Raw genomic sequence first — 26,534 nt, forward strand, 5'->3', positions numbered from 1 at the left:
GACGAGGTCGGTTCTTAAATTAAGTATTGCATGAGTGTGGTTAATATTCAACGCAATAGTCGATATTTGCCTTGATGTCTGTATGGGTGATAAAAAAGTAGATATATCGCTAATTATCTTTTAATTAATGTTGCAAAAAAGTAATTAAACGTACGTATGTTGATTTTCTAATATGACAAGTCTCAAATCTGCAAAAAAGGATCGGCGGTGATGCGGCGGAGCGGGGATGTGAGCTACAGGTCATGCGAAGCTGTTGCGACGTGCCGCGTGACTCAAGCGAGCGGTGTGTGTCGCGACGAGGGCGCCATCAGCGCGACGCGGTATTGATAGCACCTGTCTGCCAGTTGACACCACCTGATCGGCCGGGCGGCGATTGGCGGCGGCAAATTTGCGGATCGCAGCGCCGGGACCGTCAATCCAGCGCCGCAACAGCCCGATCGAGCTTACGGGCCCGCTTTGCTGCACGCGTGAATTTCGACGTTGGTCCAGGCGCATGGCCTGGGTCGCCGTTCGCTGATTGCGACGGTTCTTGGGTTACCTGTTCGCCTGCGAGCGGAGTCAGCAGAAGTAACCGCACTTCGAAACGTCGAACGCGGTAGCGGTCGACCTCGCTCGAGTATTGCTCGCGGTTGCATAGGACACGAACGAAAGAAATATTAAAAAAAGAAAAAACATAATACGAGTTCTATTAATCAATAAATTTTCGAGTCGTTGTCCCATATTCGCGCATAGGCCAAATCGTTAGAATTGGAAAATAAAATTCGCCCCATCGGCGGATGGTCGGACCGTAAAAAACGGCTGCCACCGTGAGACGTTTTCAGATCGTTCACCCGGTGCTCGGCGAATCAGCAACACGGGTCGCGGATCGTATGCCAGGCACGCGTGACGGGGTGGCGGATCCATCGACACCTTTCCTTCCCGTTGTACCAGCACGTAGACGTATTCGGAATGTTTCTCTCGATCCGCGCGGCGCGCACCCTGTGTGCCGCGAACCTGTTGTGGTTCAGCTTGGCCATCCACGCTCAGCCTGCGAGTCCGGGCGCACGGCCTCCCGTCGCGAACCGCGGCCAGGAGCAGCAACTCGATCAACTGCAGCAGCAGTATCTCCGGCAGCCCGACGTCTTGTCGGCACCCACGACGGGCGCGTCCGGCCGTCTGAATCTTCCCGCCGAGCAGCCGTGCTTCACGATCCGCACCGTCGAATGGCGCGGCGCGGACGCGTTCCCGTGGTTGGCGTCGGGTGCCGGCGTCGAAGGCCAGTGCATTGGCCAACAAGGCCTGCGCATGCTGCGTGAATGGGCCAACCAGCAACTCGCCGCGCACGGTTACGTTACGTCGCTCGCCAGTCTGCCGGCACAGGATCTGTCGCGCGGTCAGCTTGTCGTCGACATCCTGCCGGGCCGCATCGGCGAGATCCGGGACGATGCCGCACGCATCGGCTGGACTCCATTGCTCTTTCCACATGGACCGCGTGCGCGGCTGAACGTGCGCGACCTCGACCAGGCGCTCGAGAACGTACGGCGCCTGCCCGGCCAGGCGGCCACGGCGTTCGATCTGGTGCCGGGCGCAACGCTCGGCGACACCGATATCGTCGTCCGGCATCCGGCCGACGCGCGACGCGTGCGCGTCGTCGCGACCGCCGACAACGCGGGACTCGATGCAACCGGCCGCAACCAGCTCGGTGTGATCCTGTCGCTCGACTCGCCGTTGCATCTGTACGACCAACTGCTCGTCACCTACAACACCGACGCCGCGTTCCGCGACAAGACACGCGGCGCGCAATCCAAAAGCGTCGCGTGGAACGTCCCGATCGGCTATGCGTCGTTCGCGGTCGGCGCGAGCGAATGGACCAGCCGCCAGCCGCTCGACGACCTGGGCGGTCTCGTCTACGCGAATCGGACCAGGCGCATCGAGGCCGCGATCGGCTACGTCCCGTACCGGTCGAGCCATGGCAAGTCGACGCTGCGCCTCAGGCTCGCGCGCCGGGACGATCGCGCGTGGTTCGACGGCTCGGAGCTTCTGGTCCTGAAGCATGACCTCGTGACCTACGACTTTTCGGCTGCGCATCGCGAGAAGTTCGCGAACGCGACGCTCGACGCCGCGATCGGCGTGCGCGGCAGTCTGCCGGCCTTCAGCCGCTTTCCCGGCTATGTGAAGGACCGCGCGCAATGGGACGGGCGCTATCGGGTCTTCACGGTCGACGGCGGCCTCGACACGGTTTTTTCGGTCGGCACGCGCCGCTACGGCTATCGCGGAACGCTGCGCATTCAGCACGCGCCGAGCGCTACGCCGTCTACGGAATTCATGCAGATCGGCGGCCGCTACACGGTCCGCGGATTCGATGGCAACTCCGCGCCGAGCGGCAAAAGCGGATGGCTGGTTCGGAACGAACTGGCGACCGGGCTTCGCGGCCAGGAAGTGTATGCGGCGCTCGATGCGGGCGGCGTGTCGTGCGATGCGTACGGGGAGCGCTGCGTGCTTGCGGGTGCCGCGCTCGGCGTGCGTGGCAGCTATCGCAGCTTCGGATTCGACGTCGCGCTCGGTGTGCCGCTGCGCAAGCCGGCGCGGTTGCACACCGCGTCGCCGACGCTGGACGTGCAACTCACCAGTCGTTTCTGACGCCGTCGCGAACGGCGACTTACTCACGGAGGCCCCCATGTAGCTCGCGTCATCCCTCGGCCGGCGCGCAGTCGCGCCACACCACAAACGCTATGGAGAAGCACCATGAAACACACTGTCACCCATCAATTCACGTATCGGCGCGCGTTGCCCCGACGTACGGCACTGGCGGGCGCGCTTGCGCTGATGATGCCTGCGCTGGCTGCACACGGACAGGCTGTCCTGCGCCCGGATGCCGGTGCCGCCGCACAGCCGGGCATCACGGCGGTCGGCGGGACGCCGGTCGTCAACATCACCGCGCCGAATGCAGCCGGTTTGTCGCATAACCGTTTCACCGATTACAACGTCGGCGCGAATGGGCTGATTCTGAACAACAGTGCCACGTCGGTTCATACGCAACTCGCGGGTACGATCGCCGGCAACGCGCAACTCGGCGGCGCACCCGCCCGGATCATTCTGAACGAGGTGACCGGCGGCCAGGTGTCGCGACTCAACGGCGCGACGGAAATCGCCGGGCAGGCGGCCCGGCTCATCGTCGCCAATCCGAACGGCCTCGTGGCAGACGGCGCCGGGTTCATCAATGCAACTCGCGCGACGCTCGTGGCCGGCAAGCCGGTGTTCGATCAGGATGGCGGCATCGCGAGCTTCGAAACGCGCGGTCGCCTCGTGGTCGAAGGCAAGGGGCTCGATGCGGCGGATACCGACGTCGATCTGGTCGCGCGCTCGCTGCGTATCAATGCCGACGCGAGGGCGAAGAAGCTCGTTGGGGTCGCGCTGGACGGCAACGTGAAGGTCGACGGCGACACCATTGCCTATCGCCGGAATGCCTCCGGCACCGACACGCCGGAGATTGCGATCGACGTCGCGCGGCTCGGCAGCATGCACGCGAACGCGATCACATTGGTTGGCGCGGCGAAGGGCGTCGGCGTGAACGTCGACGGGAAGATCGACGTCGTGGCGGGCGTGCCCGCTCTCGATGCGAGCGGGAAGGTGTTCACGCAAACTCAGTCCGGTGCGAATATCGGGTCGAACGTGTCCGGCGTCTCGGTTACGCAGATTCAGTCCGGTCCGAACGCAAACTCGGGCGGTGATGGCGTCACCATCGTTCAGCATCAATCCGGCGCAAATGTCGCCCCCGGCAGCCACGACGTTACCGTGGTGCAGCAACAATCCGGTGCCAACGCAGAAATCGGCGGCTCCGGCGGGTCGCATGGCCCGACGATGACCTTCGACAATACTGTCGGCACCGCGAAGAATGGCGAGATGACGATTGTCGGCGGGCTGTCGAACGGAGGAGAGCTGACCGCCGATACGGTCTCGGTTCATGGGGGCGCAACCGTCGCGTCGGGTGCGTCGCTCGCGGCGCGGCGCGATCTGTCGGTGTACGGCGGATTGTCCAAGAATGACGGCGTGGTACGTGGGCAATCGGTCTCGGTTCACGGTGGTGCACAGATCGGCTCGGACGGGCAACTGATCGCGTCCGATGCGCTGTCGACCTATGGCGATGTGAAGAGTGAAGGGAAGATCCGGGCCGGCTCGGCCGCGATCTATGACGGGCTCGATGTTGCCAAAGGCGGCAGCGTCGCAATCTCGGGAAGCGCTACGACATACGGCACTGTCAACAACGACGGTACGTTTCACGCGGATGCGGTGACGGCATACGGGAACGTCACCAATAGCGGCAAGATTCGCACCGAAAAATCGATCACCGTGTATCGCGGACTGAGCAACTCGGCGTCCGGCCGCGTCAGTGCGGGCGGTGCGCTTGCCGTGTACGGCGGGCTGTCGAACCACGGTCAGATCGAGAGGTACGCGAAAGTCGATACATTGGTCGACTCGACTCCGGTAGCTGCGCCGCCGGTCGTCATCGCGCCGACCCAGCCTGCAGCTCCGGCGGTAAAGCCGGCGGAACCGGTGGCGATCGCGGAACTCGCTCAATCGAAGCCCGAGAGCTCGGTCGTTGCACCGGTTGTCGACAAGCCGGTCGAGCAGGCAACGACGCAGCAGGTTGCGGACAAGCCGGTTGAGCAGGCAGCGACGCAGCAGCAGGTTGCCAACAAGCCAGTCGAGCAGGCAGCGACGCAGCAGGTGGCCGATAAGCCGGTCGAGCAGGCAACGACGCAGCAGGTTGCCAACAAGCCAGTCGAGCAGGCAGCGACGCAGCAGGTGGCCGATAAGCCGGTCGAGCAGGCAACGACGCAGCAGGTTGCGAACAAGCCGGTCGAGCAGGCAGCTACGCAGCAGGTGGCCGATAAGCCGGTTGAGCAGGCAACGACGCAGCAGGTTGCGGACAAGCCGGTTGAGCAGGCAGCGACGCAGCAGGTTGCGAACAAGCCGGTTGAGCAGGCAACGACGCAGCAGGTTGCCGGCAAGCCGGTTGAGCAGGAAGCGACGCAGCAGCAGGTTGCCAACAAACCGGTTGAGCAGGCAGCGACGCAACAGGTTGCCAACAAGCCGGTCGAGCAGGCAACGACGCAGCAGGCCGCCAACAAGCCGTTCCGGCCGATTCAGCCGGTCCAGCAAGTCGCGCCGCCGCCGTTCTATTTCGTGCCGGTGCATCAGATCATGGCATCGGTTTACGCATCGATGCCGTGGATGTACAACCCGATGATGTTCTTTGCGTCTGTATTCGGGTGGGGGCGCGTATAACTCAGCGCACGGGTATTGTCTGATCGTGTCGGGCCTGCTGATGTCAGGCGGGCCGGACACCGTCGATCAATAGGCAATCGATATCGCTGACATTTCGCTCCAGCGTGTGGGTGATTGTTCGTGAGCAGGCGGGCGCTGTACACGACGATGTTCCCCGCACGCCGGGGCGGCTACGGCTGAGTTCACGAGCGCCATCGACGCCGGGTTCGATGGCGCTCCCTGCGGCCGCGGGAAGGCAATGCTCGTCAGGGGAGCTTAACGGCGGACGAGTTCGCCTAGCGTGTCCCGGAGCCGGGCGGCACTCAGCTCGCCCATGTGCGACTCGACGAGTTCGCCCTTCGCATTGGAGAACAGCGTCGTGGGCAGCCCGCGAGATCCGTATGCGTGCATCGCGCGCAGTGACGGATCGAGCAGAACGTTGTCGAATTGCAGTCCCTGTCGTTCGAGGAACGCACGCACGGTTTGCGCGTTTTCACCCTGGTTGAGCATCAGCACCGCAAGATCCGGACGATCACGCTGCGCCTGTTCGAGAATCGGCATCTCGCGCCGGCACGGCGCGCACCACGTCGCCCACAGGTTCACGACGACCGGCTTGCCGGCGAAGCGCTGCGGCAGCACGGGCGTCGCATCGAGCGTCTCGAGCTGCATTGCGGTGAACGGCAGTGCGTTACGTTGCAGCGTGGCGAGCGTGCCTTGCGCGATGCCCCCACGCCGCGAGCCCCGCGACGATGCCTGCTGCCACGGGCTTGCGTAGCGCCGGCAAGCGACGCAGCCGCCACGCCGCGAACATGAGCGCGGCCACGATGCCGATACGCCAGTCGAAGCCGCCGTCGCCGAACGCAATGATCGAGCGCGGCGCGGACGCATAGTCGCGCCACCATTGCACGACGTAACTTGCGCGCGCTGCGATCAACCCGAGCAGCAGCACGTCGAGGATCAGGCTCGATGCGGTCTTGGGCTGGTCGTTGGGCGGTTTGCGCTGGATGAAACGCGCGACGAGCCACGCCAGCAACGCGGCGACAGCTACCGCGATGACGCGGATCGAGAACGGGCCGAGGCTCAACATGAAGCGAGAGTGCGAAGAGGGAAGGAAGAGCGGCGAAAACGGAACCGCCGACGTACGGTGTCGCGTTTCGACCCGACGGCATGGGCGGGGTTCCCGCGTCGGCGGTAATGTCGCTCAGCAGCGTCGACCGACTGCGATTGTGCTTCCGGCCCGCCGAGTGCATGGCCCGTACCGCAGCGCGTTGCTGCGCCGGCACCGGCGATCGATGGGCGATTAACGTCCGTTGTCGGATTCCGTACCGCCGAGCCGGTATGCGGTGAAGAACTCGTACCACGGCGTACCTTCCTCAACCGGTACGCCCAGCGCCGACGTGCGTTGCTTCAACGCAGCGAACACGTCGCGGATGCGCGCTGCCTGCGCGGCATCGCTGAACGGACGCGGCTTCGCTTTGCCGGCCGCGAACGCGCCGTACGCGATCGCGAGCAGACGTGCAGCATCGTCGATCGACAGGATCGATCCGTTGATCGCTTCGACGAAGCGCGGCCGATCCGCTTCTCGCGATGCGGCGAAGCACTGGAACACGATCGCCGATACCTCGTGCAAGTCCTCCGCGCGCAGCAACGCCGGCAGGCGCGCGGCGATCCGGTCGGCCGGTTCCTGTTGCAGCGCGGCGCCGAAGTCGAGCACGGCGGCCATCGGATTGCGTTCCGCCTTCACGCGATCGAGCGCCGACGCGGGCGAAGCGGGTGCTGCCTCCGACTCGTCGCCGGCCGGGGACCGCAGCACGTCCGCGACGTGCTGTGTCCATTCGGAATAAATCATTCGCACGTTGCCGAACTGCTCGCCGCCCCGGGCGTCCGGATTCCATCGGTAGATGATCGTACCGCCATGGATGAACGGCGAATACAGATGCTCGGGCGTCTGCGGCAGCGGCCGCCGGTTGATCGGCAGCCATGCGAGCGTCAGCCAGTCGTAGCGGCCGGTGGGCGGCACCGACGGGTTCGAACTCGCGACGACCTGCCACGTGCCGCGGTTCGCGTAGCGGCGGCGCGCGTCCGGTATCGCGACGGTCCGCTGTTGCGCGGTATCGAAGTAGGTGGGGCCGATCACGTTCGCGCCGCTGTCTGCGGCCGGCTTGATGGTCGCGATGACCCACGACGCACCGTCCGCCGAGCGATAGTCGGACGGCCGGAACGTGGCAACATCGTGCACCGTCCGCGTTTCGGCGGCGACGGGGCTCGGGGGAAACTGGGCGGAATCCGCGACAATACTCGGCATGAAGGTACCTCGGAATCGGGTGCGTATCACGAACGGCGACGCAGGCCGTTTCTCGTCACTTTAGGATGTTGCAACCGATATCGCGAGTTGCGCAGACCCGGACGTCGCGAAATCTTGATTCGCGATCGAATGCAAGCATCCCTCGGCGAACCCGTTGTCTACATTTCGTCATTTAGCTAATATTCAAAACGTAAAACGAGGCCGATTCCATGGACGACGTCACCCGCATCAGCGCACTCGCGAACGAAAGCCGGCTGGCCGTGATGCGCTGGCTCAAGCAGCCGCGCAAGCATTTCCCGCCGCAGCCGCACGGCGACTTCGACGAACTCGGCGTGTGCTGCACATATATCACCGAGAAGCTCGGCATCGCGCCGGCGACGACCACGCGCCACATGCGCATCCTTGCGGATGCGGGGCTCGTGCGGGCGACGCGTGTCGGCAAGTTCACGTACTACAAGCGGATCGACGACGCGCTGCATCGGTTGGGCCGCGATCTCCTGCAACTCTGACCTTCACCGAGGCAATCGACATGGATGAACTCGCCCTGCTGGCCGACGCCGACCGGCGCGCGCACGCGTATCTCGCCGCGACGAACGAACGACGCGCATATCCGGATGCGGCCGCGCTCGCCGGTCTGACAGCGTTCGACGAGCCGCTGCCCGATACGGGCCGCCCGGCCGACGACGTGCTGCGCCTGCTCGATGACAAAGGCACGCCCGCAACCGTCGCATCGAACGGCCCGAACTACTTCGGCTTCGTGATCGGCGCGACGCTGCCGGCTGCTGCCGCGGCCGAGCGGCTGATGCTCGCGTGGGACCAGTGCGCGTCGTCGTTCGCGAATTCGCCGGTGGCCGCGACGATCGAGCGGCAGGCCGCGCGCTGGGTCGTCGACGTGCTCGGATTGCGCGAAGGCAGCGCAGTCGGCTTCGGCACGAGCGCGACGGCCTGCACGCTCGTCGCGCTGGTCGCCGCGCGGCGTGCGCTGCTCGGGCGCAAGGGCTGGGACGTCGACGAGGACGGGCTGACCGGTGCACCCGAGGTCAAGGTCGTGCTGTCCGAACTCGCGCACGTCACCGTGAAGAAGGCGCTGCGCGTGCTCGGCTTCGGGATGAAGCGCCTGATCGTCGCACCGGTCGACGCGCATGGCCGCATCGATCCCGCGCAACTGCCGCCGCTCGACGACATGACGATCCTGTGCGTGCAGGCCGGCGAAGTGAACACCGGCGAATTCGATCCGTTCGCGGCGCTGATTCCGGTTGCACAAGCCGCCGGTGCATGGGTGCACGTGGACGGCGCGTTCGGATTGTGGGCGCGCGCATCGTCGAAGCGCGCGCTGACCGACGGTGTCGACGGCGCGGACAGCTGGACCACCGACGGCCACAAGTGGCTCAACACGCCGTACGACGGCGCGATGGTGATCTGCCGCGACGCGGCCGCGCTCGCGACCGCGATGAACAGCGATGCGGTGTACTTGAGCGGTGCGCACGATGCGCAAAAGAACCTGAACCTCGAATTCTCGCGGCGCGCGCGCGGCATTCCGGTGTGGGCCGCGCTGCGTGCGCTCGGTCGCGCGGGCGTGGCGACGATGGTCGAGCGGCATTGCGCCCAAGCGCAGCGGGTCGCGGACGGCCTGCGCGCAGCCGGCTACGAGGTGCTGAATCGTGTCGTGCTGAACCAGGTGCTCGTGCGTGCCGGGACCGACGAAGAGACGATCGCGATCCTTCAGTCCGCGCAGGATTCTGGCGACGTGTGGTTCGGGCAGACCGTGTGGCAGGGGCGGCCTGCGTTCAGGATCAGCGTGTCGTCGTGGCGCACCGAAGACGCACACATCGATCGCCTCGTCGCGTTGCTGACGACGCTGCGCGGCGTGCACGTGGGCTGACTGGCATCGGCATTGCTTGCTGCCGTCCGGTGCAGCGCCGGTCTTGGTCATTGCGGCCGTCGAGCACGCCCATCGGGATTACCTCGCGCAGCGCACGCGCCGGCGCTGGATAGCCTGCCGGCGCGGTTGCGTGCGGCAACGGCGCGCGTCGACGCACGCCGCCGCGCCTCGCCGGCTTCCGCGTCCGCATGAAAATGTCGGACAATGGCGCCGCATGCGCGCCGCGCGAGTCGGGGCGGCGCGTCCAACCGCTGCATTCACGCTGACGAGGTCCCCATGTCCACGACACCTCCCCGGGAACTGCTGAAAGCTGCCGACATCGCGAAAATGACACCGGCGCGCGCGGTGCATTCGCTGAATCCCAATGCCGTTCGCCTCAAACGACAGCTCGGCGAGCCGACCGGTCTCACACAAATCGGCGTGCACCTGCTCACGCTGATGCCCGGTCACGAATCGTCCGAATATCACCGGCACCTGTACGAAGAAGAATGTGTGTACGTGCTGTCCGGCACCGGTACGGTCACGATCGGCGAACGTCGTCACGACGTCGGAGCCGGAGATTTTCTCGGCTTCGCACGCGGCGGCGAAGCGCATGTGCTCGAGAATACGGGCGATGCACCGCTCGAATTGCTGATCATGGGGCAGCGCCTCGAACACGACGTGTGCGAATACCCGCGCATCGGCAAGCGGCTTCATATCGCCGGACAGCTCGAAGATTTCGTCGACCTGCCCAAACAACCGTAGCGCGCGCGTATCCGCATCGATCGTCGTCGCCCTTATGATGCGGGAATGCCACCGACAGGATCCCTGCCATGGACGCACCGCACCCGCCGATGAATGCCCCCGTTTCCGACACGGAGCCGGAAACCGAAACCGCCGTAGAGCCGCGCGCGGCGCGCGTGCAGCGGCCCGTCGCGCTCGTCACCGGCTCGACGTCGGGCATCGGCGCGGCGATCGCGCGGCGCCTGGCGGCGGACGGCTATGCGGTGATCCTGCATTCGCGCCAGTCCGCCGCGGCCGGTCGTGCGATGGCGCGCGAACTTGGTGCGGCGTACGTTCAAGCCGATCTCGCCGACGACGCGCAGCGCGTGCGTCTGATTCGCGATGCGCTCGCGGTTCACGGGCGGCTCGACGTGCTGGTCAACAACGCAGGCGTGAGCCGCGTGATTCCGCACGACGATCTTGCCGCCGCGACGCCCGACGTATGGCGCGAGATGCATGAGATCAACGTGATCGCGCCGTTTCGGCTCGTCGCCGAAGCACAGCCGGCGCTGCTCGAAGCGGCGTCGGGCGGGCGCGCAGGCTGCGTGATCAACGTCAGCTCGCATGCGGGCGTGCGGCCCAAAGGCGCGTCGATCCCGTATGCAGCGGCCAAGGCTGCGCTCAATCACACGACGCGCCTTCTCGCACGCACGCTCGCGCCCGCGATTCGCGTCAATGCGGTCGCGCCCGGGCTCGTCGATACGCCGCTGACCGCCGACTGGACCGAAGCGCAGCAACTGTGGCGCGAGCGCGCGCCGATGCGCCGCGCGGCGACTCCGGACGACGTCGCGCAGACGGTCGCGATGCTCGTCGCGTCGGATTATGTGACCGGCGAGGTTGTGATGCTCGACGGTGGGATGAATCTCACCTGATCGAGGACCATTGGGGGCTTCCGGAGCTTCGGGGCATTAAGGCCCAAAGATGCGGTGGGGCGGGACGGCCCACTGAGCCGCGCTGCAACGGTGCCATGTCCCGCCGCCAGAATCGCCTGGCGAGTCCATTCGATCGCCGCGTCTCGACGTCAGCCGAGGCGCGCCCGCAACCGCGCAAGCGCGTGATCGTGCGTGCGTTCGAACTTCAGCGGCGTGACCGCGATATGGCCTTCGCCGAGCGCCATCGTTTCCGAATCCGCATCGTCGTCACGCGGTGCGCGCGCCAGCTTCAGCCAGTGGTATTCAATGTCGCGCGGATCCCGCCCCGACACGATGTCGACGCCTTGCAGCGTGCCGGCGCCCTGGTTCGTCACCTTCAGCCCGCGCACGTCATCAGCAGGCCGCGCCGGGAAATTCACGTTCAGACACGCGTCGCCGTCCCAGCCGGCCTCCGTGAGCCGGCGAATCACATCCGGCGCGTGCGTGAGCGCCGTATTCCACGGCACCGCGTTGCGGTCGCTGAACGCCTGGCTTAGCGCGATCGCCGGCACGCCGACCAGCATGCTCGTCATCGCGGCGCCGACCGTGCCCGAGAATACCGTCTCGGTGCCGAGGTTCGCGCCACGATTCACGCCGGACAGCACGATGTCGGGCCGAGCGCCCTTCATCAGGTGGCTGACCGCGATCGCGACGCAGTCTCCGGGCGTGCCGCGCACCGCGTAGCGCTGCTCGCCCTTGCGATGCACGCGCAACGGTTCGTGCAGGCTCAGCGAATGCGACGTGCCGCTCTGGTCTTCCGCCGGCGCGACGATCCAGACTTCGCGTGCCAGTTTTGTCGCGACCTGCTCGAGCACTTCAAGACCGGGGGCGTCGAATCCGTCGTCGTTGGTGAGCAGGACACGGTCGAATAGCGGGCGGGTTTCTTGCATCGGAACGATCCTCGCAGATGGGCGATGACACGGGAAGGCATCGCGCGTACACCCGCAAGGCTAGCATTCCGTCGCGATGCGTGTCGTCATGCCGAGCCGAGGAAAGCAAAGCAAAGCAAAGCAAAGCGCAGATGCGAAAACGGGCGCATCGCGCGCCCGTTCCCGCCATCGGGAAAGCGACCATGCGGCGCATGCGAGCCGCATCGCCGCACAGTCAGTATCCCTGGCGTCAGCCGAGCAGATGCCGCAGCAAGCCGGCCGACACGACGCCGACGATGACGGTCGGCAGGATCGACAGCCGCGTCGCCGCAACCAGCGTGACGGCGAGCGCGACCAGGTCGGCCGGACGCGTCGACACGAACGCCGGCGCGATCACCGAGATCAGTACGCAGCCCGGCACGTTCTCCATGACCGACGCCATCCGCGGGCTGAGCGTGCGGTTGCGCAGCAGCACGTAGCCGAGCACGCGCGACAGGTAGGTCGTCGAAGCCATCAGCACGATGGTCGCGACCGTCGCGAAATCAGGCAGCATCGCGCGGCTCCCACAGCAGCGCGGCGGCCAATCCCGCGCACGCGCCGGCCGCGACGTACCACGCGCCGGGCACGGCCAGGTGCGTGGCCGCCGCGACGACGAGGCTCACGAACCACGGCCGGCTCGCGCGCATGCCCTTCCACATTCCGCGCAGCAGCACCAGAAACACGGCCGTAAACGCCATGTCGAAGCCGTACTGCTCGACGTTGCCGATCGTTGGGCCGATTGCCGCGCCGAGCGTCGTCATCGAGATCCACGTGAGGTAAAGCCCGGCACAGACGCCTGCGTAATACGGGACGCTGATGTGCGAGGCGGAGCGCGCGCGCGCATCGCCGAGCGACATTGCCCAGCTTTCGTCGCACATGAAGAACAGCGCGGCGAATGCGCGGCGGCGCGGCAGGCGCCGCAGGTAGGGCGCGAAGGCCGCGCCCATCAGGATGTGGCGCGAATTCACTAGGAACGACATCGCGACGATCAGCGCGATGTGCGGCGGCGACGTCCACAGATGAATCGCCGCGAACTCGGAGCCGCCGCCGAAGTTCAGCCCCGTCATCATCGGCACTTCGAACAGGCTCAGCCCCTTTTGCGCGGCCTGCGCGCCGAGCACCAGCGCGAACGGCACGAACCCCAGCATGACGGGCAGCGCCGCGCGCAATCCGCGGCCCATCTCGGCGACATAAACGGGCTTGTCGCGAAGCCCGGACGACGTTGAAACGCTACTGCTCATTACTCCTCCTTCGGGGGTAGGATTGTCTGCTTTTTTGACTCGAATCGGATTGCGTTACGGACCAAGATTCCGCAGAATTTGGCATCCAACGAGTGATTTGGAAATTTTTTGGAATTTGATGCCAATGAAGCTTGATGCAATCGACCGGCGGATCCTCAACGCACTGCAGCGCGACGGCCGCATGCAGAACGTGGAACTCGCGCACGAGGTCGGGCTGTCGCCGTCGCCGTGCCTGCGCCGTGTGCGGCTGCTTGAGGAAGCCGGCGTGATCGAAAAATACGTGGCGGTGCTGAACCCGGCGAAGGTCGGCAAAGGGCTGACGATCTTCACGCGCGTGTGGCTGAAGGGGCAGGACGCGGAGTCGGTGAACCGCTTTGCCGAGGCCGTCCAGCAAATGCCGGAAGTGGTCGAGTGCCACCTGATGGCCGGCGATTGCGATTTCCTGTTGCGCGTGGTGGCCGCCGACATCGACGACTACCGGCGCTTCCAGATGGAGTACCTGACGCGCATCCCCGGCGTGCTGAGCGTGAAGACCGACATTCCGATGCAGAAGGTCAAACTCACGTCCGCGTTGCCGACGTAACGCGGGGCGACGCGAGGCGACGATCCGGCGCGTCGTCATCGGCCGGTGACGCTGCACCGATACACTGTCGGGGCTACCTGTTGCGCCGCATACCGTTGCATCGCGTGCGATAGCGACGTGCTAGCAACTAACGGTCATCCACAACACCGTCGGCGAGCACGTGCGATGTTTGCCGCGATCTGTTGGCGGGGCGTCTTTCTTGTCGAGCGACTCATGCAGCCATACAACAATCCGTGGAATTCGCTGGAAATCGTCAAGCTGGTGCTCGGCGTGCTCACGCCGTTGTCGGTCGCGGGTCTCGGCTGGCTCGTCGCGCGTCGGCTGAAGCGGCTCGAACTCGTGCAGTGGACCAACCAGCGGCTGATCGAGAAGCGGCTCATGCTGTACGACACGGTCGCGCCGCAGCTCAATGCGCTGCTGTGCTTCTACACATGGATCGGCTACTGGAAGGACATCTCGCCGGACGACGTGATCCGCGCGAAGCGCGACCTCGACCGCACGTTCCACATCTACCGCTATCTGTTCGACGACGACGTGTACGACGCATATCACGCGTTCATCCACGCGCTGTTCGAGGTGCATACGGGGCCCGGGCGCGATGCACGGATCCGTTCGCTGATCCAGTCGCCTGACGGCGACCGGAGCGTGCACGGCACGTATGAATGGAAGGCGGCGTGGGGCGACCGCTTTGCGACCGCGAACGTCGCGGACAAAGCCGACGTACTGCGACACTACACGCGGCTGATGGAGCGGCTGCGCGTCGCGCTCGGCGCGAACCGCTGAAGGTGCAGCCGGGTTCGCCCTGCCGCCGCCAAGTCGTCTAACTCCATGTTGGGCAGATGCCTCCGCCGCTCCGGCCGCGCGTGGGCACACCGACCGCCGCACGATTCTCGCCGCGGCCTGCGTCATCGAGCCATTGCCCGCGCACGGTCGCGCGTGACGCGGCTTCTTCAGGACAGGCCGATGTGGCGGCCCGTTATCGCGTTCCCGCCGCGACACGCGTCATGCGGGCGCTGGCGTCGCGCTTGCGCGGGCCGCATGTCCGCGTGTCGGCGGGCGCCGCCCGGCGCAGCCACTGCGCGCGCAGCCCGCGAGCGCGCCGAACGTCACGAAGCCCGGCCGATAGCTCCCGGTGTTTTCCTTCGCGATGCCTCACCGGCACGCCGGTCTCGCCGATCGGCGCCTGCAGGCGTGTGCGGCGCTCCGGCGGTTTACCGGCGCGTCGCTCAGTCCTTCACGATTACGTCGATGCGCAGCGCTTCGCCGCCTTCGACGATCGCGAGCAGCCGATCGACGTTAGGGTGCGCGCCCGGACGATTGCGTGCGTCGGCGGTGTGCTCGGCGAACACGGCAAGGCCGTGCTCGGCAGCTTTCGCATCGAGCATGCCGAACACTTGCTTCAGGTAGTTGTACACGGCAAGCGAGCCTTGCTTGCCCGGCTGGTTCTCGATGCTGGCGACCACGTCGCCGTTCGCGCCGGCGAGATCGATTCGTGCGATGCCGTCGATGGCCGGCAGTTGCGCAAGGTTGTCCTTGAATACTTGAGTCGGTTGAATCACTGAAACACTCCGTCGGTTCGGTCATAGGGCGAATCGGCCCGTATCTTATCCGATCGCTATCCTCGCCGAGCCGAGCAGAGCTGCGCCGCAAGACACGTGCACCGGCGACCCGGACGATCCACACGTCGTTCGGTGCGACCGAGATGGCGGCGCGTGACATCGCGCGGATCATCGAGCCACGCGGGCCGCTCGGCGCCACGCTATCGGCGCGGATGTTCCATCGATATGCCCGCTTCGCGCGCGCGGTCGATGTCGGGGCTGCGATAGGCGCGTTCGGGAATCTCGGCGAGCCGCGACGGATGCACCTGCCGCGGCGCGAGGCCGTAGAACTTCTGGAAGCTCATGATCAATGGCGACCACTTGTCGGGATCGACGCGGTCCGGATGGCCGTCCATCAGCAAATCCGGATGCACGTGCACACGCTGAATGCGCACTTCGAACACGCGGATGCACCCGCGCAATTCTGCCGAGTCTTCGCCAAGGCCATGAGTGGCGGCGACGACCGCTTCCATATGCACCGGGCACTCGAGCGCCCGTGGCGGGGCGACCGTCTGCGATGCCGTTTCGGTGAGTCCGGCGGTGCCGAACTTGTCCGGCTCGTGAACATAGCCGCGCGCCCGCTTCGTCTCGGGCACCGGATCCGAACCGGTGGTGCGCGCGATCCGGTCGACCGCGTGCGCCTGCGTCGACGACGGCAGGTTCAGCACGCATTCGCCGGTGCGTATCAGATTGTGCGTAGTCCGGGAGCTGGCCGCGAGCCCGAGTACGCACCGCCAGCCGAGCCAGAATGCCGACGACATCGGCGCGAGATTGGCTGTGCCGTCCGGATTCAGCGTGCTGATCAGCACAACGGGTGTGCCGAAATAGAGGATGTTCGGTTCGGTGATGCGATGCGGAGCGTTCATGGTCGTCCTTCGTTGAAGGGATCGGTTCCCATGCTGATCGCGTCGCGGCTGCGCGGCACTCCGAATCTTGTCGTGTCATTCGAATCGGGCGGAATCGAGCGCCGGTTCAGCGCTGCCCGCACACCGCGGCGGCGGCCGGCGTCCCGCCTGCTTTTCCGCTACAGTAGGAAATCACCGGTCGCCCGTATCGCGTACGCCGGCACGCGGCGGCCACGTTCCGAAATTGCACACGAGGGCTCCGATGGACACTGAGCAACGTTACACCGCCAACGCGCCGACGCGCGCGGAAGTCGACGCACTGGCCGGTGCCACCGTCATCGAATTCGGCGCGAACTGGTGCGGGATCTGCGCGGGCGCGCAGCCGGCAATCGTCGCGTCGTTCTCCAAGCATCCGGCCGTGCGACACCTGAAGATCGAGGATGGCCCGGGCCGGCCGCTCGGCCGTTCGTTCGGCGTGAAGCTGTGGCCGACCCTGGTGTTCCTGCGCGACGGGATCGAGGTCGCACGCGTGGTGCGCCCAACCGATGCGAAGCAGATCGAAACCGACGGCTTCGCCGCCCTTGCGTGAGGCGCCGACCATGCAACAGGCCATCACGCACATCGCCGTCGAAACGCGCGGGAACGGCCTGGTCGAGTTCACGCCGCAGGTGCGCGCGTTCGTCGACCAGCAAGCGATCCGCACCGGGCTGCTGACCGTGTTCTGCCGCCACACGTCGGCGTCGCTGCTGATCCAGGAGAATGCCGATCCGTCGGTGCAGCGCGATCTCGAACGCTACTTCGCGACGCTCGCGCCCGAGGACGACGCACGCTACGAGCACGACACCGAAGGGCCCGACGACATGCCCGCGCATCTGCGCACTGCGCTGACACAGGTGCAGCTGTCGATTCCGGTCGAGCATGCGCGCATGGTGCTCGGCACGTGGCAGGGCATCTACCTGTTCGAGCATCGTCGCGCGGCGCATCGGCGCGACATCGTCCTGCATCTGATCGGCGAGTAGGCGGCGCGGGCGCTAGCGCGCACAGCCGCGCGGCGCATCGCTGCCGCGTTCAAGCGAGCAGCTTCTCGACGAGCGCGCCGAGTTCGCGCAGGTGAACGGGCTTCGGCAGGAATTCGTCGAACACGCGCGGGTTCTCGCGCAGCGCGGCCGATTCGTACGCGCTGACGCCGAGAATCGACGGAAACTTTCCGTCGCCGTTCGGCTGCGCGACCGCGCGAATGCGGCGCGCGACTTCGAAGCCGCTCAAGTCCGGCAGTTCGAGATCGAGCACGACGAGGTCGTAATGCGCGTCGTTGAAGCGCGTGACGCCGTCGTGCCCCGTGCTGCACAGATCGGTGTCCAGACCGAGCGCCGACAGCATCGCGCCGAGCGTTTCTCGCGCATTGTCGTTATCGTCGACCACGAGCGCGCGGCGGTTGTGATGAACGGCCGACGCGGGCCACGCGGGCGCGTCGGCGGCCGGGGCTCTGGCATCCGGCGCTTCGGCCGGCAGCGTGACGACGAACTCGCTGCCTTCGCCGACCGTACTGCGCACGTCCACATGGCCGCGCAGCGTCGTCACGATCTCACGTACGACGGCGAGCCCCATGCCGATACCGTCGACGTGCAGGCCGACCGCGTCGTTCGCGCGATAGAACGGCTCGAAGATCTTCGTCAGATGCTGCTTCCCGATGCCGGTGCCGGTGTCGCGCACGACGAGTTTCAGTTGCCGGCCGGCCGGTGCGTCGACGAGCGCGATCGATACGTCGATCGATCCGTCCACCGTGTACTTCACCGAATTCTCGATCAGGTTCGACAACACCTGTCGCAGCAGCTTGCGGTCCGAGCGGATCGCGAGGTCGTGCGGTTCGATCCGCTGCGCGACGTCGATTCGCTTCGCCGCGATCCTGTCGCGCAGCGGATCGAGCACTTCGGCGAGCAGCGACGCCATCCCGACCGTTTCGGCAACGGCGAGGCGCTTGGTCGAGCGCAACTTGATGTAGTCGGTAAGATCCTTGACCAGCGCTTCGAGCGACGATGCGGAATTCTGCAGCCGCCGGATCGTCTTCAGGTTCGCGTCGGATTGCGGCCGCGCGAGGAGGATCTCGATCGACCCGCAGATCGCCTGCAGCGGCGTGCGCAGTTCATGGCTGACCATCCCGAGGAACGCATTTTTCGCCTCGATCATTTCGAACGCACGATCCGATGCCTTGCGTTCCGCATCCAGCGCCGCATTCTGCCGTTCGAGCAGGTCGTCGCGCGTGCGCATCGTATAAAACAGCAGCAGGAACAGCGCGCACAGGATCACGCCGAGGATGATGCCGAGCACCACGATCGCCCGCTGCCGTTCCTTCAGCTGATGGAACGTGAAGTCGCGCTGCGCCATCTCGATTGCGCGGAAGTAGTTCGCGAGGCCGTTGACCTTAGGCCAGTACGCATTGACTTCGTCGATCACACGCTGCGCGCCATCCGGTGCGTTGCGCAGCAACGGCACCTCATGCTTCAGCCGTGTCATGAATTCGCCGAGCGCCGCGATTTCGGCGCGGGCGCGCGGGATGCGCAGCCAGTATTCGGAAACCTCGGATGGCCGCTGCAGGAACCCGAACGACACCGACAGGCTGTCGAGCTGCATCTGCACGTGATTGAAGTCGCCGTCCACGTGCGTCGCGTAGAGGATCAACTGGCGATCGAAGCGCGTGTAGACGTTCCGGTATTGCGATGCGGTCCAGAATACGCCCTCACGCGGGCCTTCGAGCACGCCCTCGTTGACCGACGTCGCAAGCAGGTCCCACAGCAGAAACGCCCACGCGGCGAATCCCAGGATCCACAGCGACCCCAGGACCACGATGATTTTTCTGTTCTTCCATCGCCCGCGCATGATGCCGCGCACTTACTTCACGGTCAGGCCGATGATCTGCCACGCGAATTTCGCTTCGCCGAGCGGCGTCTTCAGCTCGTCCGGATACTGGTCGCGCGGATACATGATCCACAGCGGGCCGTAATTGTCGTTGCCGAGCACCTTGCCGTTCATCGTGCGCGCGAGGATCACGCCATACTTGTCCGCGTCCGACACCGGGATCGTGAACGTGTATTCGTCGATGCAGCGGAATTCGATCTGCGTGCCGTGCGCGTCGACGGTCTTCAGGACGTCCGACAGGCGCGGGCCGGTGAAGGTCGCCTTCGGCGTCCAGCTCGTCGACGTGACGATCGTGTGCTGCGGCAGCGCCATCAGCGCCTGCTCGGAAAAGACGAACGCGGTCTTGCCAGGCTGATTGCTGCGGCCGATCTTGCCGTCGACGGTAAACGTGAACGACGCCGCCCAGCTCGCGGCGGCGATGCCCAGCAGGCCCGCAGTCAGCAGACTCTTGATCCAGATGGTCGAAATTCGCATGTGGTCCCTTCGTTCGTGTGTGATGACGGGCTGCCGTGGCGGCCTCAAGTCGCGGCAGCGGTCGCGGCCGCTGCCGGCTGCGCGAGCTTCAGTTCGCGCGCGACTTCGGCGAACAGGATCGGCAGGCGAACCGGCTTCTCCTCGCAGCGCGCGTTGTAGTGGGACACGATGTGCGCGATCTCGTCCTCGCTCGCTTCGCCGGTGGAGATTTTGCCGGTGAGCAGGAAAATCGGCGCACCGCTGTTTTCGCTCGACCGGATGCCACGCACGAGTTCGGCCGCGGTCTGGTCGCCCAGCATCCAGTCGAGGATGTAGCCGTCGAAGTCCTCGACCTCGAGTGCCTTGCGGAACGACGCGCCGTCGTAGTATGGAATTGCGTTCACGCCTTTCTCGAGGAAGTATTCGCATACGGTTTCGGCGACATCCCGCGAATCGTCGACGACCGCGATCCGCGCCGCATACACGTTCGGCTGGCTCGACCGCAGCTCGATGACGTCGACTGCGTAGGTGCGGCCTTCGCGCGCGTGCTGGCGTTCGGTCACGATCCATTCGCCCTGCCACTGCAGCGCGACGAAATCCGTGTCGATCTGGCTGCTGGCCTTCGCCGATATCGCGGCGCGGCAGCGAAAGCGGCGTGACTCGATCACGAGCGTCGCATCGATCATCTCGGCGGCCGCCGGTTGCGCGCCCTTGTCGTCGAGCAGGACCGCGGGCGGCACGCCGAAGTGCGTCGCGATGTCCTGCAATTGCGACAGGTTCCACGGGATCAGCCCTTTCATCTTGCGCGTGACGACCGAGAAACTGAGCCCCAGCACGTTGGCAATCGTCGTGTTGTGACTGCGCGGCGGAATGCCGTTGCGCGTCAGCAGATCGCGCACCTTGGTGGCGGTGATGAGGTCGGCGTTGGCCTGCTCGCTATTGGGCATCTCGAAGGGGTCTCCTGGGCTTGGGCGACGAAGAGCATATTCAAAAGTGACGCGTTGCGCAAACTTTGAAATCGCGATTGACCTTGACATGCCATATTTCTCGATTATTATTGCTCACCACGTCACTATTGTTTGGCGCGTCATGTTTTGAGGACAAGGTTGGCCGCAGTTGACCCGTACGAAACGACGCCGGCGAAGTGACCGAACGATTCAAAGAGAGAGCCTGAGAGAGCCTTGGATTGCGTGTCGGCGTGGGTGAATTGTATTCGCCTCGCCGCGCGCAAACCGGGTGCGCGCTCGCGGGGCGGGATAGCGCGACGCAGTACGGCGCAAATAAAAAAGTGGGGAAAGCACAAATGGTTCGCCGTTTACTCGCACCCGGGTTGCTGCTGCTGCTGGCCGCGTGTGCGCAGGATCCGTCAATTACGAGCAAGACAGTGCGGATTTGCGACGACACGGGCTGTTCTGATCGCCCGAAAGATCAGGTCTCCTACCAAAAGAAGGACGATTCGGACGACCGTGACGATCCGCGCATCGTCGCGTTGAAGCAGGCCGCGAAAACCCAGCCGAAGGCCGCATACGATCTCGGCCTGCGCTATTTCCGCGGCGACGGCGTGCGTCAGGACAGCTACCAGGCGCTCAAGTGGATGCGCGATGCCGCCGAGCGCGGCGACCTGAACGCGCAGAAGGCCCTCGGCAGTTTCTACCTGTTCGGTCTCGAGGAGATGGGCTCCGATCCGCGCGAAGCGGACAAGTGGCTGTCGATAGCGGCCGCGCGCGGCGACAAGGAATCGAAAAAGCTGCTCGCGCTCGCGCGCAACGCGAAGAAAGAAGACGAAGAAGACTGGAAATGGCGCACGCAATGGCGTGACGTCTATTACGGCTACTGGTATTCGGGCTATCCGTACTACGGCGTCTGGAATCAGACGTACTGGTACTACTGACCGAACATGAAGCAACGGGGCAGCCGCGGGGAGACCACCATCGCGCGCCACGCCGGGGGGCTTATCGAAGTTCGCACGAACACATAAGCCGAACAACGACTCTATCGATCGACAACGACATGAAGACCATTCTTTCCCAACGTCTCACTCGAGGTGCGCTGGCTGCGGCGCTTTGCGCGTCGCTGGCCGGCTGCGGCGGCATGGTGTCGCCCGGCGGCCAGAACGCCGGCGTGACCGGCGCCGCAGCGGGCGGCGCGAGCGCCGGCGCGGACGCGCAGCTGCAGCGCTGCGCGTCGCCGCTGGGCACGATCGCCGTCGACGACGGCCGCAACGCCGACTGGTGGGGCCCGTTCGGCAGCGCAACCAAGGTGACGAGCATCGATCCGCTGCTGCGCCTCGCCGTCCAGCAGTCGAACTGCTTCGTGATCACGTCGATCGGCAATCAGAAGACGGATTCGCGCCTGACGCGCATCACGCAGATGCAGCGCAATTCGGGCGAATATCGCGCGGGGTCCAAGCAGCAGAAGGGGCAGCGCGTGGCGGCGGACTACTACATGGAACCGCAGATCGTGATCAACGATTCGCCGATCGGCGGCATCGGCAGCATGATCGGCGGCCTGATCGGCAACAGCGCGGTGGCCGCAGTGGCCGGGCACCTGCAGACGAAGGCTTCCGTGGTGACGCTCACGCTGTTCGACGTGCGCTCGGCCGTGCAGATCGCGGCGGCCGAAGGCAGCTCGACGGCGACGAATTACGGCGCGGCGCTGGGCGGGCTCGGCGGCGGCGTGGGCGGCGGCCTTGCCGGCTTCTCGACGACGCCGGAAGGCAAGGCGACGGTCGTCGCATTCATCGACGCATGGAACAAGATGGTCGTTGCGCTGCGCAGCTACAAGGCACAGGACGTCAAGGGCGGCCTGGGCCGCGGCGGGCAGTTGCAGGTGAACTGACCCCGCCCTCCGGCGGCGCATGCCGCCGGACGCTTGCCACGAACGGCATCGCGCGGATCCTGCCGCTCCGGACGCCGCGCGTATCGAATCGCGTGCCTCAGGTGCGTCGCGTCCTCCGTCGACGCATCTTTTGCCGCCGGCGTGCTGGCGGCGCTTCTTCTCTTGTGCGGCCCCACGCGATTTCATGAAGCGACTGCACCGACCGGACCGCGCGCTGCACGCGATGTTGCCGAGAGGATTCGTTCTAGTTCAAAACAGTCGTCCGAACAAATGGGACGTGTACTAAAAGGATAATGCACGACTGATTTTTAGCGTGTCGTTTGGCATGATCGGGATACCACCCATCCCGAATGATTCCATCGTGACGTCCGGCCCCGCAGTGAAATTGCCGCGTATCGGCAGTCAGGGCGCCGTCACGCCGAGCCATGCCATACAGCACGCTTCAGTCCATCCGCCGCTACCAGAGCATTTCGATGTTCGGTGGCGGCGTCGTCGTCACGATCCTGATCCTGATCGCCTGCGGGCTCGGGATCACGTCGATCGTTTACGGCTATCTGGACGGCGAGCGGCGCAACTTCCTGAACGGTGTCGAGGAAGCCGTCGACCAACTGCAGATCGCCGAAACGTCGTTCCGCAACGGCGTCACGAACACGCAACTGATCTGGCGAGAGACGGACGGCGCGTCCGGGCAGGTCGTGAACGAGTTCTTTGCAAACGGCCAGCAGCTTGCGATCACGCCGTATCCGTCGCTCGTGGTCGGCGTGCCGGGGCAAACCGCGCAGCGCGACGAGGTCGCGCGCTATATTGCACTTTCGTTCCGGCTGTCGCGTATCTGCGCAGCGAGTTCGATCAACCGCGGCCGCACGCTCGAGGGCTATCACTACAGCACGCGCACGGGAATGTTCGGTCTGGTGCCGCATCCGGCGCGCGACAACCCGGCGCTCGCGTCGGCCGACACACGCGCGCAGGTGCTCGCGGCGCTGCGCGTCGATTTCGACGACTCGACTCCGGCCGCGGACGATGGCCGGCCGCACGTCCGCTGGCTGCCCCCGTATATCAATCCCGTGACCGGAGAGGCTCGCATCCGGATTGCCGCCCAGGCGCGCGCCGACGGGCAGCCGTTTGCGGTGCTGGTCACCGAATACGCGCCGGAATACCTGCTGTCATGGCTGCCCGGGCGCGGGATGGCCGGCCTGTTCTTCATCGCGTCGGCCGACAACCGCGTAATCGCGATCGATCCCGGGGTCGAGCACACCAATGCGCTGACCGGGCGCCTGCTGAAACTCGATGTCGCGCCAGCCAGCCACGCGTCCGGCGAGCCGCGGTTTCGCGACGGCGCGATCGTATTCGACAGCAAGCTCGCGGACACCGGCTGGACAATTGCCTACGTGCTGTCGTGGCCCGACGTCGCGGCAGGCATCGGCGTGCAGGTTGGTGCGCTCGCGGGCTCGACGCTTGTTGCGATCGCCGTGATGTGGCTGCTGCTCGCGCGATTCCACCGGCGCGTGCTGGCGCCGGTCTACGCGCGTTCCGCGCGCGTGTTCGACAGCGAGGAACTGTGCCGAAGCGTGATCGCGATGGCGCCGGTCGGTATCGAGCTCGTGTCGCTGTCCGACCGTCGCGTGATGCTTGCGAGCGACGTGCTCACGCAGATGCTGCAGCCGCATGGCGGCGACCACGATGCATTGACCGCGCAGGTGCTCGACCGGTACGAAGCGTTCGTCGCTAACGGCGGCGCCGGCCGCACGATGATGTCCGAGCTGACGCTCGACGAGCACGGGGCGTCGCCGCTGCATCTCGAGATCATCGCGCATGCTGCGCGTTACCAGGGCGAGGACGTGCTGATCGCGATCCTTGCCGATACGACCGCACAGCGTCGGCTCGTGCATCAGCTCGAGGAGGCGGTGCGCGCCGCCGATTCGGCGAATGCGGCCAAGTCGTCGTTTCTCGCGGCCACGAGCCATGAGATTCGCACGCCGCTGAACGTGATCCTCGGCAATCTCGAGCTGCTCGAGCGCACGGCGCTCGATGCATCGCAGCAAAGCCGCGTGCAAACGCTGCGCGCGTCGGCCGAAGGGTTGCTCGCGATCGTGAGCGACATCCTCGATTTCTCGAAGATCGAGGCCGGTGCGATGTCGGTCGAGTCGATCGAGTTCGACGTGATCACCGTGATCGAGCGCGAACTCGCGGCATTCGCGCCGGTCGCGAAGGCGAAAGGACTGCCGCTGTTCGCCGATTTCGATGCGAGCGGCGCACAGCGAATGCGTGGCGATCCGACGCGCCTCGCGCAGGTGGTCGGCAACCTGCTGAGCAATGCGATCAAGTTCACGAGCGCAGGGCGCATCGTCGTGCGCGTGTCGGTCGGGCGCGATGCGCACGGTGCAGCAGAGCTCGCGATCGGCGTTCAGGATACCGGCATCGGCATCGATCGCGCGCAACGGGAGAGGTTGTTCAAGCCGTTTTCGCAGGTCGACGCATCGATCACGCGGCGCTACGGCGGCACGGGGCTGGGGCTTGCGCTCTGCGATCGGCTGGTTGCGGCAATGGGTGGAACGATCACGGTCGACAGTGCGCCGGCCATCGGCAGCCTGTTTACCGTGCGGCTGCCGCTGCGCATCGCGATCGTGCCGAAAGCCTCCGCCGATGCAGTTGCTTGCGCCGGCCGGACGCTGATCGTCGTGTCGGCCGAGGATGCGTGGCGCGCGTTCGCGTTTCCGCACCTGCGTGCGTGGGGTTTCGACGTCGCGATGCATCCGAGTCCGATCGGGATTGCCGCCGGGTGCCTCGCGCGTGCACACGCAATCGTGCTATTCGGCGATTCCGACCATTGGCGGCGCGACGAGCTCGACAGCCTCGGCTGTGGCGCGCCGATCGTGCTGGCGACGCCGGACGGCCCGCTGCAGCCGAACGTTGCGGGCCGCACGATTCGCGTGTCGAGCTATTCGCTGAACGGGCTGCGCACGGCGATCGAGCAGGCGCGCGTCGCTACGGCGGAATCGTCGCGCGGGCCCGGCCGCGCGGCCGATGCGGCTCCACCGGTAGTGCCGGTTTCCGGCACGCGGACGCCGCGCGTGCTGGTCGCGGACGACGCGTCCGTCAACGGGTCCATCTTCCGCGAGCAGCTGGACGTGCTCGGCTGTGTGGTGCGGTGTGTGTCGTCCGGAAGCGCAGCGCTCGACACGCTCGCCGGCGGCGCATGGGACGTGCTGCTGCTCGGCGCCGACCTGCACGACATGTCGGCGCGCGAACTGGCGGAAGCCGTCCACGCACGTGCGCTGCCGTGCGAGATGATCGTCGTCGCATCGCATCTTGCGCCCGACGACGTGCGGCATTACGCCGCATCGAACGTCGCATGCGTGTTGACGAAACCGGTGACGCTCGCCGATCTGCGTCGCGGCATGGCCCGCATCGCGCGACGGCGTGGAATCGCGTTTCCCGCGGGCGCTGCGGAGGAGCGGTCGGCGACGGGCGTCATGACGGCCGCAGCGACACATTGGCCGGGACGATAAGAAAAAGCGGCGTCAGGGTGACATAGATCACCTGCGTCAAAACGGGGAAGGCAGACACGCAGCATCGCTTCGGTGCCGCGTGGTTTCGACTGAGAAGGAAGGGTAAGGCCGTGCGCTATACGGGAAAGGTGTTCGGGCTGCTGCTGGGGTTTGCGACGCTGCCGGAGAAGTCCAGACGGGATTTCCTCACGAAGCTGAACGAATTCATGATGATGTCGCCATCGCAGAAGCGGCGGGTCATTACCGAGTGGCAGCACGCTGCGGATGAAGGATCGGGCGACCCCGACAAAACCGAGGTCAAAACTTAGCCGGCGGCTCGGTCCGCCGTGCGGGACGCGATGGATTGTCCGCGCTCAGGCACTGCCGATCCGCTGCTCGTGAGCGTCGGTCATCGCAGATTCATGCGGCCATGTCGTGCCGGGCGCATTGTCCTGCGCGTGGTGGTGCGTCGGAGCAGTGTGGGCGCAGGCGGCCGTGCCCCATCGGGCCGGCGCAGCACAGAACCCGTCTATTATCTTAAAATTGCGCTGCGCACC

General features: G+C 65.6%; 23 protein-coding genes and 1 pseudogene. 14 read left to right on the plus strand and 10 right to left on the minus strand.

Annotated elements, in window-relative coordinates; genetic code table 11:
- Positions 1-948: 948 nt before the first annotated feature.
- Positions 949-2,619, plus strand: a complete 1,671-nt coding sequence (locus WK25_RS20035) for a ShlB/FhaC/HecB family hemolysin secretion/activation protein (protein ID WP_069242542.1) — start codon at positions 949-951, stop codon at positions 2,617-2,619.
- A 105-nt stretch (positions 2,620-2,724) separates the two neighbouring features.
- Complete coding sequence (locus tag WK25_RS20040; protein WP_083253052.1) at positions 2,725-5,268, plus strand: filamentous hemagglutinin N-terminal domain-containing protein; 2,544 nt, start codon at positions 2,725-2,727, stop codon at positions 5,266-5,268.
- A gap of 255 nt (positions 5,269-5,523) precedes the next feature.
- Here the strand turns inward: WK25_RS20040 and WK25_RS20045 are convergent.
- A pseudogene (locus WK25_RS20045) lies at positions 5,524-6,334 on the minus strand (TlpA family protein disulfide reductase).
- Between the two features lie 213 nt (positions 6,335-6,547).
- A complete protein-coding gene (locus WK25_RS20050; RefSeq protein WP_069242544.1) occupies positions 6,548-7,552 on the minus strand; it encodes a hypothetical protein in 1,005 nt (334 codons plus the stop codon).
- A 209-nt stretch (positions 7,553-7,761) separates the two neighbouring features.
- On the opposite strand from WK25_RS20050, the gene WK25_RS20055 reads away from it, so the two are divergent.
- From WK25_RS20055 to WK25_RS20070, 4 genes are all read left to right on the plus strand, one after another.
- A complete protein-coding gene (locus WK25_RS20055) occupies positions 7,762-8,061 on the plus strand; it encodes an ArsR/SmtB family transcription factor (protein ID WP_040139054.1) in 300 nt (99 codons plus the stop codon).
- Between the two features lie 20 nt (positions 8,062-8,081).
- The gene (locus WK25_RS20060; protein ID WP_069242545.1) at positions 8,082-9,434 is read left to right on the plus strand and encodes a pyridoxal phosphate-dependent decarboxylase family protein; all 1,353 of its coding nucleotides are present in this window, start codon (positions 8,082-8,084) and stop codon (positions 9,432-9,434) included.
- Positions 9,435-9,710: 276 nt separating this feature from the next.
- Complete coding sequence (locus WK25_RS20065; protein WP_069242546.1) at positions 9,711-10,178, plus strand: cupin domain-containing protein; 468 nt, start codon at positions 9,711-9,713, stop codon at positions 10,176-10,178.
- A gap of 68 nt (positions 10,179-10,246) precedes the next feature.
- A complete protein-coding gene (locus WK25_RS20070) occupies positions 10,247-11,068 on the plus strand; it encodes an SDR family NAD(P)-dependent oxidoreductase (RefSeq protein WP_059549010.1) in 822 nt (273 codons plus the stop codon).
- A 149-nt stretch (positions 11,069-11,217) separates the two neighbouring features.
- On the opposite strand, the gene surE is transcribed toward WK25_RS20070, so the two are convergent.
- From surE to WK25_RS20085, 3 genes are all read right to left on the minus strand, one after another.
- On the minus strand, positions 11,218-11,997 hold the full coding sequence (gene surE, locus WK25_RS20075; protein ID WP_069242547.1) for a 5'/3'-nucleotidase SurE: 780 nt from the start codon (positions 11,995-11,997) through the stop codon (positions 11,218-11,220).
- 229 nt (positions 11,998-12,226) lie between these two features.
- Positions 12,227-12,529, minus strand: coding sequence for an AzlD family protein (locus tag WK25_RS20080; protein ID WP_040139059.1), 303 nt, complete (start codon positions 12,527-12,529; stop codon positions 12,227-12,229).
- The gene (locus WK25_RS20085) at positions 12,519-13,256 is read right to left on the minus strand and encodes an AzlC family ABC transporter permease (protein WP_069242548.1); all 738 of its coding nucleotides are present in this window, start codon (positions 13,254-13,256) and stop codon (positions 12,519-12,521) included. The genes WK25_RS20080 and WK25_RS20085 overlap by 11 nt, the downstream gene beginning before the upstream one ends.
- A gap of 124 nt (positions 13,257-13,380) precedes the next feature.
- Between WK25_RS20085 and WK25_RS20090 the strand changes: the two genes are divergently transcribed.
- On the plus strand, positions 13,381-13,839 hold the full coding sequence (locus WK25_RS20090; protein ID WP_040139061.1) for an Lrp/AsnC family transcriptional regulator: 459 nt from the start codon (positions 13,381-13,383) through the stop codon (positions 13,837-13,839).
- A gap of 213 nt (positions 13,840-14,052) precedes the next feature.
- Entirely contained in the window at positions 14,053-14,622 is a 570-nt protein-coding gene (locus tag WK25_RS20095; protein ID WP_040139062.1) for a hypothetical protein, read from the plus strand.
- A gap of 443 nt (positions 14,623-15,065) precedes the next feature.
- Here WK25_RS20095 and WK25_RS20100 read toward each other — a convergent pair whose 3' ends face one another.
- Both WK25_RS20100 and WK25_RS20105 read right to left on the minus strand, forming a co-directional pair.
- Positions 15,066-15,398, minus strand: coding sequence for a DUF2322 family protein (locus WK25_RS20100; RefSeq protein WP_040139063.1), 333 nt, complete (start codon positions 15,396-15,398; stop codon positions 15,066-15,068).
- Between the two features lie 200 nt (positions 15,399-15,598).
- Positions 15,599-16,303 (minus strand): flavin reductase family protein, encoded by a 705-nt coding sequence (locus WK25_RS20105; protein WP_069242549.1) that lies wholly within the window; start codon positions 16,301-16,303, stop codon positions 15,599-15,601.
- Positions 16,304-16,544: 241 nt separating this feature from the next.
- Between WK25_RS20105 and WK25_RS20110 the strand changes: the two genes are divergently transcribed.
- Entirely contained in the window at positions 16,545-16,871 is a 327-nt protein-coding gene (locus WK25_RS20110; RefSeq protein ID WP_040139065.1) for a thioredoxin family protein, read from the plus strand.
- A 10-nt stretch (positions 16,872-16,881) separates the two neighbouring features.
- Positions 16,882-17,301 (plus strand): secondary thiamine-phosphate synthase enzyme YjbQ, encoded by a 420-nt coding sequence (locus tag WK25_RS20115; protein WP_069242550.1) that lies wholly within the window; start codon positions 16,882-16,884, stop codon positions 17,299-17,301.
- Between the two features lie 49 nt (positions 17,302-17,350).
- Here the strand turns inward: WK25_RS20115 and atsR are convergent, their stop codons facing one another.
- Genes atsR through WK25_RS20130 form a run of 3 tightly spaced genes read right to left on the minus strand, consistent with a single transcriptional unit; the run spans position 17,351 to position 20,598 of the window.
- Entirely contained in the window at positions 17,351-19,162 is a 1,812-nt protein-coding gene (gene atsR / locus WK25_RS20120) for a hybrid sensor histidine kinase/response regulator AtsR (RefSeq protein ID WP_069243477.1), read from the minus strand.
- Between the two features lie 9 nt (positions 19,163-19,171).
- Positions 19,172-19,672, minus strand: coding sequence for a molybdopterin-dependent oxidoreductase (locus WK25_RS20125; protein WP_040139067.1), 501 nt, complete (start codon positions 19,670-19,672; stop codon positions 19,172-19,174).
- Between the two features lie 44 nt (positions 19,673-19,716).
- A complete protein-coding gene (locus WK25_RS20130; RefSeq protein ID WP_059549016.1) occupies positions 19,717-20,598 on the minus strand; it encodes a response regulator in 882 nt (293 codons plus the stop codon).
- 356 nt (positions 20,599-20,954) lie between these two features.
- On the opposite strand from WK25_RS20130, the gene WK25_RS20135 reads away from it, so the two are divergent.
- The 4 genes from WK25_RS20135 to WK25_RS20150 all read left to right on the plus strand — a co-directional run bounded on the left by WK25_RS20135 (position 20,955) and on the right by WK25_RS20150 (position 26,306).
- On the plus strand, positions 20,955-21,542 hold the full coding sequence (locus WK25_RS20135) for a tetratricopeptide repeat protein (protein WP_040139069.1): 588 nt from the start codon (positions 20,955-20,957) through the stop codon (positions 21,540-21,542).
- 119 nt (positions 21,543-21,661) lie between these two features.
- The gene (locus tag WK25_RS20140) at positions 21,662-22,489 is read left to right on the plus strand and encodes a hypothetical protein (protein ID WP_040139070.1); all 828 of its coding nucleotides are present in this window, start codon (positions 21,662-21,664) and stop codon (positions 22,487-22,489) included.
- 425 nt (positions 22,490-22,914) lie between these two features.
- On the plus strand, positions 22,915-25,998 hold the full coding sequence (locus WK25_RS20145) for an ATP-binding protein (protein WP_069242551.1): 3,084 nt from the start codon (positions 22,915-22,917) through the stop codon (positions 25,996-25,998).
- 110 nt (positions 25,999-26,108) lie between these two features.
- Complete coding sequence (locus WK25_RS20150; RefSeq protein WP_059549020.1) at positions 26,109-26,306, plus strand: hypothetical protein; 198 nt, start codon at positions 26,109-26,111, stop codon at positions 26,304-26,306.
- Positions 26,307-26,534 lie beyond the last annotated feature (228 nt).

Origin of the sequence: Burkholderia latens, from assembly GCF_001718795.1 — a bacterium.
In the GTDB taxonomy this organism is placed as follows: domain Bacteria; phylum Pseudomonadota; class Gammaproteobacteria; order Burkholderiales; family Burkholderiaceae; genus Burkholderia; species Burkholderia latens_A.

Excerpts from the sequence above, each read along its gene's own strand:
- WK25_RS20140 (WP_040139070.1), top strand. The coding sequence starts at position 21,662 with ATGAAGACCATTCTTTCCCAACGTCTCACTCGAGGTGCGCTGGCTGCG.
- WK25_RS20110 (WP_040139065.1), top strand. The coding sequence starts at position 16,545 with ATGGACACTGAGCAACGTTACACCGCCAACGCGCCGACGCGCGCGGAA.
- WK25_RS20125 (WP_040139067.1), bottom strand. The coding sequence starts at position 19,672 with ATGCGAATTTCGACCATCTGGATCAAGAGTCTGCTGACTGCGGGCCTG.
- WK25_RS20065 (WP_069242546.1), top strand. The coding sequence starts at position 9,711 with ATGTCCACGACACCTCCCCGGGAACTGCTGAAAGCTGCCGACATCGCG.
- WK25_RS20085 (WP_069242548.1), bottom strand. The coding sequence starts at position 13,256 with ATGAGCAGTAGCGTTTCAACGTCGTCCGGGCTTCGCGACAAGCCCGTT.
- surE (WP_069242547.1), bottom strand. The coding sequence starts at position 11,997 with ATGCAAGAAACCCGCCCGCTATTCGACCGTGTCCTGCTCACCAACGAC.
- WK25_RS20145 (WP_069242551.1), top strand. The coding sequence starts at position 22,915 with ATGCCATACAGCACGCTTCAGTCCATCCGCCGCTACCAGAGCATTTCG.
- WK25_RS20035 (WP_069242542.1), top strand. The coding sequence starts at position 949 with ATGTTTCTCTCGATCCGCGCGGCGCGCACCCTGTGTGCCGCGAACCTG.
- WK25_RS20070 (WP_059549010.1), top strand. The coding sequence starts at position 10,247 with ATGGACGCACCGCACCCGCCGATGAATGCCCCCGTTTCCGACACGGAG.
- WK25_RS20040 (WP_083253052.1), top strand. The coding sequence starts at position 2,725 with ATGAAACACACTGTCACCCATCAATTCACGTATCGGCGCGCGTTGCCC.
- WK25_RS20090 (WP_040139061.1), top strand. The coding sequence starts at position 13,381 with ATGAAGCTTGATGCAATCGACCGGCGGATCCTCAACGCACTGCAGCGC.
- WK25_RS20050 (WP_069242544.1), bottom strand. The coding sequence starts at position 7,552 with ATGCCGAGTATTGTCGCGGATTCCGCCCAGTTTCCCCCGAGCCCCGTC.
- WK25_RS20130 (WP_059549016.1), bottom strand. The coding sequence starts at position 20,598 with ATGCCCAATAGCGAGCAGGCCAACGCCGACCTCATCACCGCCACCAAG.
- WK25_RS20135 (WP_040139069.1), top strand. The coding sequence starts at position 20,955 with ATGGTTCGCCGTTTACTCGCACCCGGGTTGCTGCTGCTGCTGGCCGCG.
- WK25_RS20115 (WP_069242550.1), top strand. The coding sequence starts at position 16,882 with ATGCAACAGGCCATCACGCACATCGCCGTCGAAACGCGCGGGAACGGC.
- WK25_RS20105 (WP_069242549.1), bottom strand. The coding sequence starts at position 16,303 with ATGAACGCTCCGCATCGCATCACCGAACCGAACATCCTCTATTTCGGC.
- WK25_RS20095 (WP_040139062.1), top strand. The coding sequence starts at position 14,053 with ATGCAGCCATACAACAATCCGTGGAATTCGCTGGAAATCGTCAAGCTG.
- WK25_RS20080 (WP_040139059.1), bottom strand. The coding sequence starts at position 12,529 with ATGCTGCCTGATTTCGCGACGGTCGCGACCATCGTGCTGATGGCTTCG.
- WK25_RS20055 (WP_040139054.1), top strand. The coding sequence starts at position 7,762 with ATGGACGACGTCACCCGCATCAGCGCACTCGCGAACGAAAGCCGGCTG.
- WK25_RS20060 (WP_069242545.1), top strand. The coding sequence starts at position 8,082 with ATGGATGAACTCGCCCTGCTGGCCGACGCCGACCGGCGCGCGCACGCG.